The organism is Paenibacillus sp. FSL H7-0690, from assembly GCF_037980415.1.
GTDB lineage: Bacteria > Bacillota > Bacilli > Paenibacillales > Paenibacillaceae > Paenibacillus_AQ > Paenibacillus_AQ odorifer.
Map to the genome: position 1 here is coordinate 2,812,406 of NZ_CP150281.1, position 16,493 is coordinate 2,828,898.

General features: G+C 45.9%; 15 protein-coding genes. 14 read left to right on the forward strand and 1 reads right to left on the reverse strand.

All coding sequences use genetic code 11. From position 1 onward, the window contains the following. Nucleotides 1-131 precede the first annotated feature (131 nt). The 4 genes from dapF to MHI32_RS12295 all read left to right on the forward strand — a co-directional run bounded on the left by dapF (nucleotide 132) and on the right by MHI32_RS12295 (nucleotide 5,103). A complete protein-coding gene (gene dapF / locus MHI32_RS12280; RefSeq protein WP_076129138.1) occupies nucleotides 132-968 on the forward strand; it encodes a diaminopimelate epimerase in 837 nt (278 codons plus the stop codon). Nucleotides 969-1,114: 146 nt separating this feature from the next. Beyond that, nucleotides 1,115-2,776, forward strand: coding sequence for a spore germination protein (locus tag MHI32_RS12285; RefSeq protein ID WP_340012436.1), 1,662 nt, complete (start codon nucleotides 1,115-1,117; stop codon nucleotides 2,774-2,776). Continuing rightward, entirely contained in the window at nucleotides 2,694-3,980 is a 1,287-nt protein-coding gene (locus MHI32_RS12290; protein WP_081383232.1) for a Ger(x)C family spore germination protein, read from the forward strand. The genes MHI32_RS12285 and MHI32_RS12290 overlap by 83 nt, the downstream gene beginning before the upstream one ends. Nucleotides 3,981-4,002: 22 nt before the next feature. Continuing rightward, the gene (locus MHI32_RS12295; RefSeq protein ID WP_340012437.1) at nucleotides 4,003-5,103 is read left to right on the forward strand and encodes a GerAB/ArcD/ProY family transporter; all 1,101 of its coding nucleotides are present in this window, start codon (nucleotides 4,003-4,005) and stop codon (nucleotides 5,101-5,103) included. On the opposite strand, the gene MHI32_RS12300 is transcribed toward MHI32_RS12295, so the two are convergent. Continuing rightward, entirely contained in the window at nucleotides 5,076-5,333 is a 258-nt protein-coding gene (locus tag MHI32_RS12300) for a hypothetical protein (RefSeq protein ID WP_036686181.1), read from the reverse strand. The two genes, MHI32_RS12295 and MHI32_RS12300, sit on opposite strands and share 28 nt — an antisense overlap. A gap of 185 nt (nucleotides 5,334-5,518) precedes the next feature. Here MHI32_RS12300 and MHI32_RS12305 point away from each other — a divergent pair, with 185 nt between their 5' ends. The 10 genes from MHI32_RS12305 (at nucleotide 5,519) to rsmB (ending at nucleotide 16,427) form a co-directional block, all read left to right on the forward strand. Then, a complete protein-coding gene (locus MHI32_RS12305) occupies nucleotides 5,519-7,387 on the forward strand; it encodes a bifunctional homocysteine S-methyltransferase/methylenetetrahydrofolate reductase (protein WP_340012438.1) in 1,869 nt (622 codons plus the stop codon). A gap of 38 nt (nucleotides 7,388-7,425) precedes the next feature. Then, nucleotides 7,426-8,319 carry a YicC/YloC family endoribonuclease gene (locus MHI32_RS12310; RefSeq protein ID WP_340012439.1) on the forward strand — a complete coding sequence of 298 codons (894 nt, stop codon included), beginning with the start codon at nucleotides 7,426-7,428 and terminating at the stop codon, nucleotides 8,317-8,319. Between the two features lie 48 nt (nucleotides 8,320-8,367). After that, complete coding sequence (locus MHI32_RS12315) at nucleotides 8,368-8,628, forward strand: DUF370 domain-containing protein (protein WP_006209218.1); 261 nt, start codon at nucleotides 8,368-8,370, stop codon at nucleotides 8,626-8,628. 19 nt (nucleotides 8,629-8,647) lie between these two features. Further along, on the forward strand, nucleotides 8,648-9,217 hold the full coding sequence (gene gmk / locus MHI32_RS12320) for a guanylate kinase (protein ID WP_340012440.1): 570 nt from the start codon (nucleotides 8,648-8,650) through the stop codon (nucleotides 9,215-9,217). Between the two features lie 51 nt (nucleotides 9,218-9,268). Beyond that, complete coding sequence (gene rpoZ / locus MHI32_RS12325) at nucleotides 9,269-9,469, forward strand: DNA-directed RNA polymerase subunit omega (protein WP_036686188.1); 201 nt, start codon at nucleotides 9,269-9,271, stop codon at nucleotides 9,467-9,469. A gap of 216 nt (nucleotides 9,470-9,685) precedes the next feature. Beyond that, on the forward strand, nucleotides 9,686-10,921 hold the full coding sequence (gene coaBC, locus MHI32_RS12330; RefSeq protein WP_076183392.1) for a bifunctional phosphopantothenoylcysteine decarboxylase/phosphopantothenate--cysteine ligase CoaBC: 1,236 nt from the start codon (nucleotides 9,686-9,688) through the stop codon (nucleotides 10,919-10,921). Continuing rightward, nucleotides 10,921-13,452 carry a primosomal protein N' gene (priA, locus tag MHI32_RS12335; RefSeq protein ID WP_076275857.1) on the forward strand — a complete coding sequence of 844 codons (2,532 nt, stop codon included), beginning with the start codon at nucleotides 10,921-10,923 and terminating at the stop codon, nucleotides 13,450-13,452. The genes coaBC and priA overlap by 1 nt, the downstream gene beginning before the upstream one ends. Before the next feature lie 85 nt (nucleotides 13,453-13,537). Next, nucleotides 13,538-14,017 (forward strand): peptide deformylase, encoded by a 480-nt coding sequence (def, locus tag MHI32_RS12340; protein WP_036686193.1) that lies wholly within the window; start codon nucleotides 13,538-13,540, stop codon nucleotides 14,015-14,017. A 5-nt stretch (nucleotides 14,018-14,022) separates the two neighbouring features. Beyond that, nucleotides 14,023-14,958, forward strand: coding sequence for a methionyl-tRNA formyltransferase (fmt, locus tag MHI32_RS12345; protein WP_340012441.1), 936 nt, complete (start codon nucleotides 14,023-14,025; stop codon nucleotides 14,956-14,958). A 137-nt stretch (nucleotides 14,959-15,095) separates the two neighbouring features. Next, complete coding sequence (rsmB, locus tag MHI32_RS12350; RefSeq protein ID WP_340012727.1) at nucleotides 15,096-16,427, forward strand: 16S rRNA (cytosine(967)-C(5))-methyltransferase RsmB; 1,332 nt, start codon at nucleotides 15,096-15,098, stop codon at nucleotides 16,425-16,427. Nucleotides 16,428-16,493: the final 66 nt, after the last annotated feature.

Genomic DNA, 16,493 nt, shown 5'->3' on the forward strand with positions numbered 1-16,493 from the left:
TACTAATGCTCCATTCCTAAAGGTATACTTGTTGCAGTTAACCGCTCATATGCTTGCGAAATGCTAAATTACACAGAACCTTAAGCTTAAGCGAATGCTAACATAACATAACCTTTAGGAGTGGACTTTTAATGGAATTTACAAAAATGCACGGCCTCGGTAATGACTTCATCGTTGTTTTCGGTGAGCAAGAGCTGCCAAGTAATGCAGCGGAGCTTGCTGTAACCCTATGCAACCGGTTCTTTGGAATCGGTGCTGACGGACTGGTATATATCCTTCCTTCTGAGCGTGGCGATTTCATGATGCGTATTATGAATTCTGATGGTTCGGAGGCGGAGCAGTGCGGAAATGCTATTCGCTGTGTCTCTAAATATGTATATGACCACGGACTGGTAAGCTCAGAGCAGATTGTAATAGAAACGATTGGTGCCGGAGAACAAAAGGTTACATTAAACGTGAAAGACGGTGTTGTGGAGACTGTAACTGTAGATATGGGCGAACCTGTATTGTCCGGTCTGCAAATTCCAGTATCTATTGATGCAGAGCCAGTGCTCTCTCAGCCGATTGAAGCGGACGGAACCGAATTTACGTTCACAGCGGTATCCATGGGAAATCCTCATTGCGTGATTTACGTAGAAGATGCAGTGAATTTTGATCTTGCCACATGGGGACCTAAGCTTGAGGTACATCCTTTGTTCCCGAGAAAAGTAAACGTTGAATTCGCAACGGTACTGGATCGGGGGAGAGTGGATATGCGTGTCTGGGAACGTGGGGCAGGACCTACGCTTGCCTGTGGCACTGGAGCCTGTGCAACCCTTGTCTCCTCTGTGCTGAATGATCTTACAGACCGGGCAGCTTGGATTAGTCTAAAGGGCGGCGATCTCTATATTGAATGGAATGAAGAGGATAATCATGTGTATATGACTGGACCTGCTGAGGTCGTATTCACGGGCAGTGTAGCAATATAAAAAAATAACAAAAAAGGCAGTCCAAGAGCGCGTTCTTGGACTGCCTTTTTTGTGTTTCTAACCTGATGTGACTTTAAGCAGCCGAATAATGGAAGGAGTAACCGAGAATAATACTACAATGTTTATGAAAAAAGGAGGGGAGCTTGTTGAACATCAACGGGTTAACTAAAAGAAATAAATCCGGTAAGGGACAGCAAGCAGACCCGGCGGGTTCAGGTTCTGGAGCCAGATTAACCATTCATCTGGAGCAGACACTAAACAATATCATTACCGAGCTGGGAGATAGTCCGGATCTTAGAATCCGCCAGGTAAAGCTTGGTGAGCAATCCTTTGTTGAGGCTGCTGCGGTACATCTTAATGGTCTAGCTAAGACAGAAACCGTTAATCAATTTGTAATGGGTTCATTGCTCTCTATTACGGATGAGATGCTCAAGGAAAGTAATACTGCAGCAAATAATCTGAATGACCTCATCTTAAACCGTGCCCTGGAAATAGGTGAAGCGCAGCTGCAGGAGGATTGGAACGAGGTGCTGCTCGGAATTCTTTCTGGGAAGACACTGATTCTCATTGAAGGTTATGACAGTGGCATCATGTGTGAGACTGAAGGAGGGGAAGCTCGTTCTGTCACTGAACCCTCGACTCAGCTAGTTGTGCGTGGTCCAAAGGATAGCTTTGTTGAATCTTTGGCTACGAATGTCTCATTAATACGCAGAAGAATAAGATCACCCAAACTAAGGCTCGAGCATGTGAAGATCGGGTCGGTAACTCAGACCGATGTGGCTTTAATGTACATCAAGGATACTGCGGACGAGAAGCTGGTTGAAGAAGCTAGAAATCGGCTGCAACAGATTAATGTAGATGCCATCATGGAATCCGGTTATATCGAAGAGCTGATTCAGGATAAGACCTTTACCCCTTTTCCAACGATCAATAACAGCGAGCGGCCAGACGTGGCTGCAACGAATCTGTTAGAAGGGAGGGTAGTGATTGTCGTTGATGGCACCCCCTTTGTATTGATTTTGCCTGCGGTTTTCACTCTTTTTTTTCAGTCAGCTTCGGATTATGCGCAAAGGTTCGATATTGCTATTCTGATGCGAATTATTCGGTATATCAGTTTTATTGTGCTTATTCTAGGGCCTTCCGTGTATATAGCTTTGACGACGTTTCATTATGAGATGATCCCTACGACTTTGCTGATCAACCTGTTATCGCAACGAGAAAATGTGCCTTTCCCCGCTTTTGTCGAAGCTATTCTAATGGAAGGTGCGTTTGAGATCATCCGGGAAGCGGGAGTAAGAATGCCGCGTGCAGTTGGGCAGACCGTATCTGTAGTAGGTGCTCTGATTCTTGGTCAGGCCGTGGTAGAGGCTGGAATTATTACACCCGTTATGGTGATTGTGGTCGCGTTGACCGGGATTGCGAGCTTTGCCATTCCAGCGTATAACATGGCGATTGCGGGCAGAATTATCCGCTTTGGTTTTTTGATATTGGCCGGTATGTTTGGTTTTTACGGGATTACATTGGGTTTAATCGTACTGGTTGCACATATGAACAGTCTGCGGACTTTTGGCGTTCCTTATTTGTCTCCAATCGTGCCTTTGTCATCTAGAGGTCAGAAGGATGCTGTTTTAAGGCTGCCTTTGTGGGCGCTGGGCACAGCAGAACCAGCTCCTGCTACTGCGCAGCAAGGGAACATTTCAGAAGGGAAGGAGATCACAACCGGACATGAACAGAACCTATCTCCAAAAATTCTTGATAAGACTAAAGGGACACAGTCGCATAAGAAAGGAAAGCAAGATTCTGAGTAAATGCAATTTTTTCTTAGCAGGACTTTTACCTTGCGTATTGATCTGTCTTAGTCTCACAGGCTGCTGGGATAGTGTGGAATTAAACAGAAGAGCCATCGTTTCCGGTGTGTCCATAGATAGAGGACCTACAGAAGAAGAGAAATACGTAGTATCCTTTCAGGTTATCGTTGCTGACGAAATCTCTGGGAAGAACGCTAGAGGGACTTCACCTGTTTCGGTATATAAAGGTAGCGGCCGCTCTATGTTTGAAGCATTAGCCAATGCCTCGCGTCAGACTGCACGTTTTTTGTCTTTAGGACATATTCGGGTGGTCATCATTTCCGAGAAGTTCGCGCAAGAAGGCATCAAGGATATCATGGATGTGCTGGAAAGGGAAAGTGAAACCCGGCTGACAAGCCTGATTTTTATTTCCAAGGGACAGCCTGCTAGTGAATGTATGACGACTATGACCGTGTTCGGAAGAATTCCATCCAACGATTTGGTGGAAAAGCTGCAGACGACCTCTAAACAATTCGGATATAACTATCGGATGGAAGTGGATGATATTATCCGGGGGATACAGGTTCCTGGTGGGGGGCCAGTGATCAATGGCGTGCTAGTGACTGGAGATTTGGAGCAGAGGGAAAGTAATGATAATTTAAAAAAAATAAGACCGGAGGCCATAATAAAAGTTACGGGTCTTGCAGCTTTTAAAGAAGACAAGCTTAAAGGGTGGCTGCAAGGGGAGGAGGCGATCGGTACCGTTTTGCTTAAGAATAAAATCTCTCAGATGCCGGTACTGGTCTCGATAGGTGAGAATGATTATATATCGTTTAATGTGTATTTATCACAGGTACATATCCACGCTGATGCGAAAGACATAGAGCATCCTATCTTCACGATTAACGTCACTCAGCAGGCTGGATTAAAGGAATCGCCCAATGGCTTGGATCTAACAGATCCGACGGTGTTAAATAATCTTTCGAAGCTTTTGGAAAAGAATATTAAAGAACAGATTCGTGCTGCCATAACAACTGCCCGTTCGTTAAAAAGTGATTATCTAGGTTTTGGTGAAGCAGCAGAAAGAGCTAATCCACGTGGCTGGAAACAAGTAAAAGATCATTGGGACCGTATATTTGAAACCTGCCAGATTAATATCAATACGGATGCTGTGATCAGGCATACGGATATGCGGAGTGATTCCTTTCAGTCCAAGTATAAGTAATGACGATAAAGGAGGAGCAGTTATGGGGAAAATAAAAATAGGACTACTCCAATTTTTCACGTTGACTTTGTTGTTTGAACTTGGAACAGCACTGGTAGTGAATCTTGGGATGGAGTCTGGTAAAGATGCGTGGATATCCATAATGCTCGGAAATTTGATCGGTTTGATTATTTTTTCGGGGTACACTTATTTATACAGAAAGTTTCCGGATCTCCCCTTAACGGCATATACCCGCAAGCTGCTGGGAAGATCCTTAGGTACGGTGATTTCCGTTCTCTACATTATCCTTTTTCTCAATTTAGCGGGTCGTGATTTACGGGATGGCAGTTCCATGCTGGTTATGGCTACTATGCACCGCACACCGTTGTTTATCATATCTACATTGATGATCTTATCTTCTGCGTATGTTTTGCATAAAGGAGTAGAGGTGTTATCCCGAACTTCATTGGTATTCGCAACTCTCGTAATGCTGATAGGTATATTTTGCTCGATTATGCTGATGTTATCGGGCTCCATTAATTTGAATCGATTGCTTCCTGTTTTTGAGAATGGGTTCCAGCCTGTGATCGAATCTGTCATTCGCCAGAACTATATGTTCCCTTTTGGTGAAATGATTTGTTTTACCATGCTAATGCCCTATCTGAACAATGTTAAAAAAGGTCCTTGGGTCATCGGAGCAGGGATATTTGTTTCAGGTTTGCTCTTAAGTCTGACTATGATGCTGAATATCTCCGTGCTGGGCACAGATATTGTGAAACGTTCACCCCTCCCTCTGATGCCCACGATTAGCAAGATTTCAATCTCTGATTTTATTCAACGTGTGGATATTCTAGTAGTTATGGTGCTGATTATCGGCGTTTTTTTCAAAATGTCAGTGTTTTTTGCGGCGGCACTTATAGGGATTTCCGAATTGTTCAAAATTCCTTACCGGAAAATGGTCTATCCCTGTGCTCTGATCATTCTGTTCAGCTCGATGTTGAACGCGCGGAGCTTTACTGAACACATTAATGAGGGAGGGAGATTGTTATATACGATTTTTCCCTTCTTTATGGTGTTGATCCCTGTAATTCTTGTCATCGTTGCGGCGATAAGAAGTCATCTTTCCCCGCCACGTTCTGGTTGATGTCCTGTTTTCCAGTAATAGATATCGGGGATGAACAAGCAGAGCAGCAAAATACAAGCAGTAGCTTTCTCTGAGGCGGTATAGAAGAGATAATTAAGGATATAACCGACGTTACCCAGCCCATAGCCATACAGCCAATCTAGCAAATAAATATACAGTAAGCAGAGAGTGGCTAGCAGTAAAGTTACAGCGTATTTTCGGATCAGAAACTTTCTTGTTTTTTTCTTCAAAGTATTCTCTCCTTTATGGAAATAACAGCATTAACGTTAGTATGAAGCTTTTTATATATGAACATGCATGGTGGATATTTTGGTCTAAATGCATTTCTTTTGGAAAGCTTATCATCCATACCGATTTATGTTACATTAGTATGAAACTAAAGTTAGAAACTAATGTGGCAGGGGAGGATCTTGTTGTGAAGCCGGATTTACGTTCCGCATGGGGAAATAAAGTATTAGTCGGAGACGGAGCGATGGGCACCTACTTATATCAGAAGGGTTTCCCGGTCGGCATTTCCTATGAAGAATTGAATTTGACCTCTCCGGGGGTAATCGAAGATGTTCACCGCAGCTATATTGAGGCAGGGGCAGTGCTGCTGGAGAGCAACACCTTCTCGGCGAACTATGACAGGCTCTCTAAATATGGTCTAGAATCTAAGGTTGAGGAAATCAATCGAGCCGGGGTTAGAATCGCTCGCCGGGCTGCTGGAGATCATGGGTATGTATTAGGAGCTGTAGGATCTATTCGTGCGGGCAAACGTGCGAATCTCTCTTCCACAGAGCTGAAAAAATATTTTACACAGCAGATTGCTGCATTGTTAGAAGAGGACGTAGATGGCATTATGCTGGAAACCTTCTACGATGTTGAGGAACTGCATTTAGCTCTAAGAACGCTCCGCAAGATCAGCTCGCTTCCTGTAGTTTGCCAATTAGCTGTCGATGAAACAGCACGCACATTAGATGGATTAACTTTGCCGGAAGCTTTTCGTATCCTGGAAAGCGATGGCGCTGATGTTATCGGATTTAACTGTAACACAGGCCCGAACGGAATGAAGCGGGCGCTCAAAGCTGTACAAGGGAGCCTGGTTTTGCCAGCTTCTGTGTATCCAAATGCGGGTATAGCGGATTATGTAGACGGAGAATACCGGTACGGGGCTTCTCCAGAATATTTTGGGCAAATGGCGCAGACTTTTGCGGAGATGGGCTGCCGGATAATCGGTGGTTGCTGTGGTACAACTCCGCAGCATATCGCAGAAATCTCGTCTGCACTGAAGAATTATGTACCGCAACCGCTTCCTAAACCGTTGCCACCTACTGTGGAGCGTGTATCGCTGCAAGATAATTTTGGCGATGATGATAGAGAGGGTAGAGAGCCGAACCTGGTTGATCTGGTAAAGGAACGACATACGGTTATTGTTGAGCTTGATCCACCTCGTGAATTGGATATCGCAAAGTTTATGCAGGGTGCAGAAGCGCTAAGAAGAGCAGGCGCGGATGCGTTGACACTCGCCGACAACTCTCTGGCTGTTACACGGATGAGCAATATGGCGTTGGGGCATTTGGTGCACGCTAAAACCGGACTTCGTCCGCTAGTGCATATTGCTTGCCGGGATCGTAATTTGATTGGTACTCAATCCCATTTGATGGGTTTTGATGCGCTTGGAATTGATCATGTGCTGGCCGTAACAGGTGATCCTGCGAAATTTGGAGATCTTCCCGGCTCAAGCTCGGTTTATGATTTAACTTCTTTTGAGATAATTAGAATGATCAAGCAGCTGAATGACGGGATTTCCTTCTCAGGTAAACCTTTGAAACAGAAAGCGAATTTTGTAATCGGAGCTGCGTTTAACCCGAATGTTAAACATTTGGATAAGGCAGTGCAACGTCTGGAGAAGAAAATCGCCTCTGGTGCCGACTATATTATGACCCAGCCTGTCTATGATCAGGAACTTATCGTGAAGATAGCTGAGGCAACAGCACATCTGGAAATCCCTGTATTCATTGGGGTTATGCCACTGGCAAGCGGACGAAATGCAGAGTTTCTGCATAATGAGGTTCCCGGTATTCAGCTTACGGACGATGTCCGCAACCGCATGAAGGGACTTGAAGGAGAAGCTGGAAGAGCAGAAGGTGTCGCTATCGCTAAGGAACTGTTAGATGTTGCTACTGCCCATTTTAATGGGATCTATCTGATGACTCCGTTCATGTTCTACGATATGAGTGCACAGCTAATGGAGTATGTGTGGGAGAAATCAGGACGCAAATTGTCCCCCTTGTTTCGCTAGTAATAATCAATTACAATAGTGTAATGGATGTGATTCCGTTGTCATTTAGCATGACCGGATACGGTCAATCGTCCCTGCAATTCGGCGGCTACAAGATTATGTTCGAAGTGAAATCGGTGAATCACCGGTACTGCGAAGTTGTACTGCGGATGCCCCGGGATTGGACGGGTTATGAGGATGTGTTGAGAAGAAAGGTTCAACAGCACATCAAACGGGGAAGAATAGATGTTACCATCAATAGAGAGCACGATGAGTCGACTGTTAGACCGGTTCTGAATCACTCTGCTGTAATGACCTATCTAAAGGCAGCAGAGCAGCTTAAGAACGAATATGGTTTGACGGGTGAGTTGACTTTACGTGATATACTTTCTATACCCGGTATTATGGACAGCAAAGACGAGGCTGCGGGTGCCGTGTCTGCGACATTAGAAGACTACTCCGAAGTATTGGAGGCGGGACTTGAGCAGTGTTTGCAGTCTCTGCTGGAGATGCGCGCCCGTGAAGGCAGTTATCTAGCCGCAGATATTGAACAGCGCCTGAACCATCTTGAGAACATGCATGCTGAAATGGTTGAACTTGCACCTGTCGTAATCATTGAATATCGAGAGAAACTTCGACATCGATTGAATGAACTAAATGATGGGACGTTCGCTTTTGATGAGCATAAATTCGGGATGGAGATCGCTATTTTTGCAGATCGCTGTAATATTGATGAAGAGTTGACCCGGTTGTATAGTCATTTCGAGCAATGCAGAGCCCTCCTGAAGGGGAAAGGACCGGTAGGACGCAAACTGGATTTTCTCATTCAGGAGATGAACCGTGAGACGAATACAATCGGATCGAAATGCAATCATCTAACTCTCGTGGGTCTTGTGCTAGAAATGAAAGCAGAACTGGAGAAGATTCGAGAACAAGCTGCGAACATAGAGTAATCGGGAATAGGTAATAGCATAGAACTTTATGGGGGGAACTACCGGAACATGGCAATCAAACTTATTAACATTGGCTTTGGAAATATTGTGTCTGCCAACCGCATTATTTCTATCGTCAGTCCGGAATCTGCACCAATCAAACGTATTATCCAGGAGGCACGTGATCGGCATATGTTGATCGACGCCACCTATGGCCGACGGACTCGTGCCGTAATCATTACAGATAGTGATCATGTCATCCTATCGGCTGTACAGCCGGAGACTGTGGCGCATCGCTTATCCAGTAAAGATGACGACAACGACGAATAACAACTAAATGGAGTGTATTATGTCAAAAGGATTGCTCATCATATTATCCGGACCTTCCGGCGTAGGTAAAGGTACTGTTTGTACAGCACTACGTCCGAAGATGCCCAAACTTGTCTACTCAGTTTCTGCTACTACTCGCAGTCCGCGTGCGGGTGAGGAAGATGGCGTCAACTATTTTTTCAAAAGCAAAGATGAATTTATGGCAATGATCGAAGCCGATCAATTGCTTGAATACGCGGAGTACGTAGGTAATTATTACGGTACTCCCCGTGATTTTGTGGAGAGAACTCTCAATAGCGGCAAAGACATTATTCTCGAAATTGAGGTTCAAGGCGCTCTCAAAGTCAAAGAGAAATTTCCTGAAGGGATTTTTGTGTTCCTTCTTCCTCCATCCATGGACGAGTTGAAGGACCGCATTCGCGGACGGGGTACTGAGCATCCAGATGTGATCGATCACCGCATGACTGTAGCGGAGGATGAGATCAACTTAATGCAGCATTATGATTATGCTGTAGTGAATGATGAGATTGATCTGGCTTGTAAGAGAATAGAAAGCATTATTATCGCCGAACATTGTAAAGTCAGATAATTTAAGCTGAAGGTCAAATGTATTAACAGTAAACTATGAAGAGGTGTCCCAGTGCTATATCCATCCATTGATGAAATGATGACTAAGGTTGACAGTAAGTATTCGCTCGTTGTCGCTGCTGCACGTCGTGCTAGACAATTGCGTGAGGGTGGCAAGACAGATGTGAAGAATCCTAGATCGCATAAATTTGTTGGTGTTGCTCTTGAGGAAATTTACGAAGATCGCATTACTCTAACCCGCGGTGAAGAGTAGTCTCAAGCATAAGTAATAATGACCTATTGTAGAAACGGATGCCGCCTATTTGTTTTGAGGCGCTGCCGTTTCTTCTTGGGTTATGGAGCATTTACGGGTCTTAAATTTATGATGAAAGCCCAGAACCGGGCTCTTTATGACAACCGGAAGGTTGTTATTTTTTTCTCGTCGTAAAGATAGCCATTCGTTGTAAGAGTAGGGAACAGGGGGGAGATCATGTTGAAGAGCTTGAAGGGGAAGACTATTTTACTTGGGATCACAGGAGGAATTGCTGCTTATAAAGCGGCGTCCTTGACCAGTAAGCTTGTCCAAAAAGGTGCCGAGGTCCATGTCATTATGACAGCTTCGGCGAAGCAGTTCATTACAGAATTAACTCTACAGTCACTATCGAAGCAACGAGTATACAGTGATACATTCCAGGAGAGAGATCCATCCTCCATTTCACATATTGATCTGGCAGATGCTGCGGATCTTGTGCTGGTAGCACCCGCGACCGCAAATATGATTGCCAAAATGGCGCACGGGATCGCCGATGATATGTTATCTACAACGCTGCTTGCTACTACGGCTCCTATTATGGTTGCACCAGCTATGAATGTTCATATGTATCAGCATCCAGCTGTACTTAATAATTTGAATATTCTCGCTAGCCGGGGCATTCAGTTTATTGAGCCTGGTGAAGGACTGCTGGCATGTGGATACGTTGGCAAAGGTCGGCTGGAAGAGCCGGAGGCTATTGTGAGTGTGGTTGAGAATTTTTTTGCACATCAAGCAAGCGTCGCATCCAAACCTCTTGTGGGTAAAAAAATCGTCATCACAGCGGGTGGAACGGTAGAACGCATTGATCCAGTACGTTATATCTCCAATGATTCATCAGGTAAAATGGGCTTCGCATTAGCACGTGCTGCGCGCGCAATGGGAGCTGAGGTAACGTTGATTGCTGCGCGTACAGATGAGGCCCCTCCACAGGATCCAGAGATTTCAGTCATTCGTGTTCAATCTGCACAGGAAATGTATGAAGCAGTTACCGCACAGTGGGACAGCTGCGATATTATGATCAAGGCGGCGGCTGTATCGGATTACCGTCCGAAGCATAGTGAGCCTTCTAAGATTAAAAAAAGCGGAGAGACGATGACGCTTGAGCTTGTGAAGACAACGGATATTCTGGAAACACTCGGTAAGAACAAAAACAAGCAGTTTTTGGTTGGCTTTGCTGCGGAAACGGGCAATACGGAATTTTATGCTAAGGACAAGCTGGTCCGCAAAAACTGCGATCTCATCGTTGCTAACAATGTAGCGGCTGCAGGAGCCGGATTTGGAGCGGATACGAATATCGTTTCGATATATGATGTGAATGGATTGGTGCTTGAATTGCCACAATTGTCGAAGGATGAGGTTGCTCGTCGTTTGCTGACGCTCGTGGCAGAGCGAATTACTGGAGCTTCATTATAATGGATATCGCCAAGGTCATTGTGGATGTGCCTGTACGCAGCACTGACCGGCCATTTGATTATAGTATTCCAGAATCCCTGAAATTATGGATTGAAGTGGGCAGTCGGGTAGCCGTTCCGTTTGGGCACCGGACAGTCCAAGGTTTTGTAGTTTCTTTAGAATCAGGCGAGACCCTAGTGAATCCTAGCCTGAAGCCAATCCAAGAAGTGTTGGATCTGCTCCCGCCTTTATCTCCTGAATTAGTTGAGCTTGCGGACTGGATGAGTAAAAGATATGCATGTAGACGAATTTCAGCACTGCAGGCGATGTTGCCCACCGCTCTAAAAGGGAAGGCAGAACGGCTGATTTCACTTGGAGATGTGCAGGAAGAGACAGCATTTCCAGAGGATGAATTGTTCCCAATGTTTGCGGACACAGGGGATGAGGAACGGCTAATCACAGAATTTATTGGACGTAGTGGCGAAGTTTCCATGAAGCAGCTTACTCGTGCATTTCCTGAGGCTGCTGAGACGGTGAAGTTCATGCTGCGGCGTGGAGTACTTATAGAGAGTCAATCCATTAAGGATAAAATGGGCAAGAAAAAGCTCAAGGCAGTCGATCTGGCGATAGGTGTCACTGCTGCCCGGGAGGCTTTGAACAAATTTCCGAAAAAATCAGCACGCCAGAAGGAAGTTCTGAGCTTTTTAGTTGATATGGAAGCTACACTCCCCATGGCCCTTAAAGAAGTTTTGTCTGCACTCCAAGTAACGGCAAGTACTGTAAAGGCCTTGGAGGAAAAAGGATTTATCGAGATCAGTGAAATTGAAGTCTATCGCGATCCTTATCAAGGGCGAGATTTTAAACCTACCGCACCTCTACCGCTCACAGCGGAACAAGAGGTCGTATATACAAGGATTTCTCGAACCGTAGAAGAGCAGCTTCACGAAGTATTTCTGCTTCATGGCGTTACGGGTAGTGGTAAGACAGAGATCTATTTGCAGTGTATTAAACGTTGTTTAGATCAGGGTAGACAGGCTGTTGTTCTTGTTCCAGAGATTGCTTTAACGCCACAAATGGTGGAGCGGTTTAAGGGACGGTTCGGCAGCGGGGTCGCGGTTATGCATAGCCGGCTGTCTGTTGGTGAGCGATACGATGAGTGGCGTAAAATCCGTGAAGGAAAGGCCACAGTCGCTGTAGGCGCAAGATCGGCCGTGTTTGCTCCTTTCTCCAACTTAGGACTGATTATTATGGATGAAGAACATGAGACCTCTTATAAACAGGAGGAGAATCCGAAATATCATGCCCGTGATGCTGCTATTCGTAGAGCGGAGCAGTGTGGGGCAGCTGTGATTCTTGGATCTGCCACGCCTTCGCTGGAAAGCTATCATGCTGCAAGATCGCAGAGTGATATTCATTTTTCACCGGTACTGCTGGAGATGCCTACCCGTGCGCTTGGAAATGAACTTCCAAAGGTGAACGTAGTAGACATGCGGGAAGAGCTTAAAGAAGGCAACCGTTCGATGTTCAGCCGAAAGCTTCATTCAGCACTGGAAGAGAGGCTGGAACGCGGAGAACAGACGGTGCTGCTGCTTAACCGTAGAGGTTTTTCAACCTTTGTCATGTGTCGTAGCTGTGGTTATGTAGCCGGTTGTCCAGAATGTGATATCTCACTAACATATCATAGCCGTAGTGACAATTTGCGTTGTCATTATTGTGGCCATGCTGAACCAGCACCTAAGCTTTGTCCGGAGTGTGGGAGTGAGCATATCCGGTTTTTCGGAACGGGTACACAGCGGGTGGAAGAAGAACTTGGTAAGCTGTTCCCAGGCATACGAGTGATTCGTATGGATGTGGACACAACAACAGAAAAAGGCTCACATGAGAAGCTGCTGAACCAATTCCGGGACAAAAAAGCGGATGTTCTCCTGGGGACTCAGATGGTAGCAAAGGGACTGGATTTTCCAGATGTCACTCTTGTTGGTGTAATCACAGCAGATTCAGCGTTGAACCTGCCCGATTTTCGCGCAGCAGAGAAGACATTCCAATTGCTTACACAAGTTGCAGGCAGAGCAGGCCGGCATCAGCTTCCAGGCGAAGTGGTCGTTCAGTCCTATACGCCAGAGCATTATTCCATTATTCATGCCAGCGGACATGACTATCTCTCTTTTGTACGTGAAGAGCTGAAGCATCGTAGAGGCCTCCATTATCCGCCGTATTGCAGACTCATCCTGGTCACATTGTCTCATGAACAGCTGCCGCTTCTACTGCGGATGGCAGAGAATTATGCTCTGAATCTTCAAGGAAAAGCCAGACAGCTAAGATGGTATGGAAGTCTCGATAAGCTAACCAGTGATGTGTTAGATCTGTTGGGTCCTGTGGCTTCACCTATCCCTCGATTAAAGGGTAGATATAGATTCCAGTGTATGATAAAATGGCGCGGCGCCATCGATGTAATTGGACTTGTCCGCCAAGTGGCTGAAGAGTTAGAGGATTCTGTACGGGATACTGGTCTTCAGATCAGCATTGATGTGGATCCGCAGATGTTGATGTAAATCCGTATCATGTTACAATGTAAAAAAAGAGCTTTATAAATTGACTTTAAATATAGAAATGTTCAGAACGGGAAGGTGTTTTGTAATGGCTATACGTTTGATCGTTAAGGAACCGGATGAAGTATTGCACAAAAAAGCTAAAGAAGTAGCTGTAGTTACTCCTAATGTTAAAAAATTGCTGGATGATATGGCACATACGATGTATGACGCTGAAGGAGTAGGGCTGGCGGCACCCCAAGTCGGAATTTTGAAACGTCTAATTGTGGTGGATGCGGATGAAGAGCATGGATTGATCAAAATGATTAACCCTGAAATCATCAGCATGGAAGGTGAACAGCTAGGACCAGAAGGATGTCTTAGTATTCCTGGCTTGAATGGTGATGTACGCCGTGCGGAGACTGTAACTGTACGTGGCCTTAACCGTGAGGGAAAAGAGATTACGATAACCGGCAGTGGTTTACTTGCCCGGGCTTTTCAGCATGAGATTGACCATTTGAATGGAGTTCTGTTTACAGATATCGCTGAAAAAGTGTACGAGATGACTGCTAACGAGACTGAGGAGTGAGGAATATGAAGATTGTTTTCATGGGAACTCCAGCCTTTGCGGTGCCAAGCTTGCAAATGCTGGTAGATGAAGGCTATGAAGTTGTAGCTGTCATCACCCAACCGGATCGTCCGCAGGGGAGAAAAAAGATCTTGGCTCCTTCACCAGTTAAGGAAGCCGCATTAGCTCTTGGATTACCTGTGCTTCAGCCTGAACGCATGCGTCGTCCTGAGGCAGTCGCTGAGCTGGCTGCATATGAGCCGGATTTGATCGTCACGGCTGCTTATGGTCAAATTTTGCCTAAAGCTGTGTTGGACTTACCGCGGAATGGTTGTGTGAATGTACACGGTTCGTTGCTTCCTAAATATCGGGGAGGTGCTCCGATTCAGCGTAGTATCATCAATGGTGAGAAAGTGACCGGCGTTACTTTGATGTATATGGCGGAAGGGCTGGATACCGGTGACATGATCTCTCGTGTCGAAGTGGCTATTGAGGCTGAAGATACCTCAGGAATTCTTTTTGAGAAGCTAAGCCTAGCGGGACGAGATCTGTTAAAGTCTGAAATGCCACGTTTAGTGAGTGGAAAAGTTCAAGCTGTTCAGCAAGACGATAGTGAGGCAACTTATGCTCCTAACCTTAATCGCGAGGATGAACGTTTGGATTGGAACGCGAGCTCGCGTGATAACTATAATCGAATTCGTGGATTAGTTCCTTTTTCCGGCGCATTTACGCTCTGGAATGGTGAGACCTTTAAAGCTTGGGCTTCTAAACTGCCTGAAGAGCAGAAAGCAAGCGATAGTGCTCCAGGAACGGTGCTTTCTGTAACCGAGCAAGGTGTCGAAGTGAAAACAGGTGACGGAAGTCTGCTGCTGACAACGGTTCAACCTGCTGGCAAAAAAGCAATGAGTGCGGCCGATTTTAGCCGTGGTGCTGTTATGAAGCCAGGGACGGTGTTAGGTTGAGCGGCGGTGGAAATGGTGTTGGCCGATCAGCAGTAAATCCTAACGCTGGTAAGAGACAGGGGAACAATTCCAAAGCAGTTGGCAACAACGGCAGAGCTGGCAATAAGGGTAAGGTTGCCCCTGCTTCTGCCCGGGAAATCGCGCTTGATATAATGGTTAAAGTTGAGCAGCAAGGTGCATATAGCAATTTGCTGCTCAACAGCAGTCTACAGAAGGCGACACTTAGCAAAGAAGATGCCGGACTGGTCACAGAACTTGTTTATGGCTCTATTTCGCGGATGAACACCTTGGATTATGTGCTTGAAGGATTTGTTAGTAAAGGGATAGCTAAACTACAGCCATGGGTCCGTAATTTACTGCGGTTAAGTTTATATCAAATTATGTATCTGGATCGTATACCGTCCCATGCAGCTGTTAATGAGGCTGTTAATATAGCGAAGAAAAAAGGCCACCAGGGAATCTCAGGGATGGTTAACGGTGTGCTGCGCAGTGTGTTGCGTGCTGGTGATCTACCGGTTCTGCCTGAGGGGCTGAGTCAAGCGCAGCGGATATCGATATTATACTCACATCCGTTGTGGTTAGTGGAACGTTGGATTACCGAGTACGGTGTCGACACGGCGGAAGCGATTTGTGCATCTAATAATGAGCCGCCTGCGGTCAGCGTACGTGTGAATACAACGATGATCAGTCGTGAAGCTCTGCTGAACCAGATGATTGAACAAGGTCTGCAAGCTTCAGCATCTGAGGTTAGTCCCTATGGTATTGTTGTGAAAAGCGGTGGAAACCTGGCGCTCACCTCCTGGTATCGTGATGGATATCTCTCCGTTCAGGATGAGAGTTCTATGCTAGTAGCTGAAGCGGTAGCTCCGGAGCCTGGTATGAGGGTGCTTGACTGTTGCGCTGCTCCTGGGGGCAAAACAGCACATATGGGCGAGCTCATGAAAGATGAAGGATCAATTTACGCTAATGATCTGCATTTGCATAAAGCGAAATTGATCTCAGATCAAGCAGAACGTTTAGGTCTTGATTGCGTATCTACAGGCAGTGCAGATGCGCTGGAGCTGGAGCACACTTTAGAGTATCAATCCTTTGATAGAATTCTTCTCGACGCACCTTGCTCTGGACTCGGCGTAATTCGCCGTAAGCCAGACCTCAAATGGCGTAAGCAGCCGGAAGATGTGGCTAGCGTAGCGTCATTGCAACGGGAATTGCTGCAGTCGGTCTCTAAACTGTTGAAACCGGGTGGCATTCTGGTATATAGTACCTGTACTACTGAACAAGCGGAAAATAGTGAAGTAGTAGCTGACTTTTTGAAGCAGAATCCTGACTTCACCGCTGTAACTTTTGCCTCCCCATTATGGGACAGGCTGGAGGGTACTGCGCTGGCTGAGGGTGAGGGAATTCAGCTGCTGCCTCATCATTATGGGAGCGACGGGTTCTATATTTCCAAGCTTCAGAGAGTCTTGTAATATAGCAAATTTTCTGACAATTGTAGTATCCTCCGCCCGCCGGGCTACCGTACGGCGGGCGTTTTC

Coding starts and splice junctions, on each gene's coding strand:
- dapF (WP_076129138.1), top strand. CDS start 132: ATGGAATTTACAAAAATGCACGGCCTCGGTAATGACTTCATCGTTGTT.
- MHI32_RS12290 (WP_081383232.1), top strand. CDS start 2,694: ATGAACAGAACCTATCTCCAAAAATTCTTGATAAGACTAAAGGGACAC.
- MHI32_RS12295 (WP_340012437.1), top strand. CDS start 4,003: ATGGGGAAAATAAAAATAGGACTACTCCAATTTTTCACGTTGACTTTG.
- MHI32_RS12315 (WP_006209218.1), top strand. CDS start 8,368: ATGGCAATCAAACTTATTAACATTGGCTTTGGAAATATTGTGTCTGCC.
- gmk (WP_340012440.1), top strand. CDS start 8,648: ATGTCAAAAGGATTGCTCATCATATTATCCGGACCTTCCGGCGTAGGT.
- coaBC (WP_076183392.1), top strand. CDS start 9,686: ATGTTGAAGAGCTTGAAGGGGAAGACTATTTTACTTGGGATCACAGGA.
- priA (WP_076275857.1), top strand. CDS start 10,921: ATGGATATCGCCAAGGTCATTGTGGATGTGCCTGTACGCAGCACTGAC.
- def (WP_036686193.1), top strand. CDS start 13,538: ATGGCTATACGTTTGATCGTTAAGGAACCGGATGAAGTATTGCACAAA.
- fmt (WP_340012441.1), top strand. CDS start 14,023: ATGAAGATTGTTTTCATGGGAACTCCAGCCTTTGCGGTGCCAAGCTTG.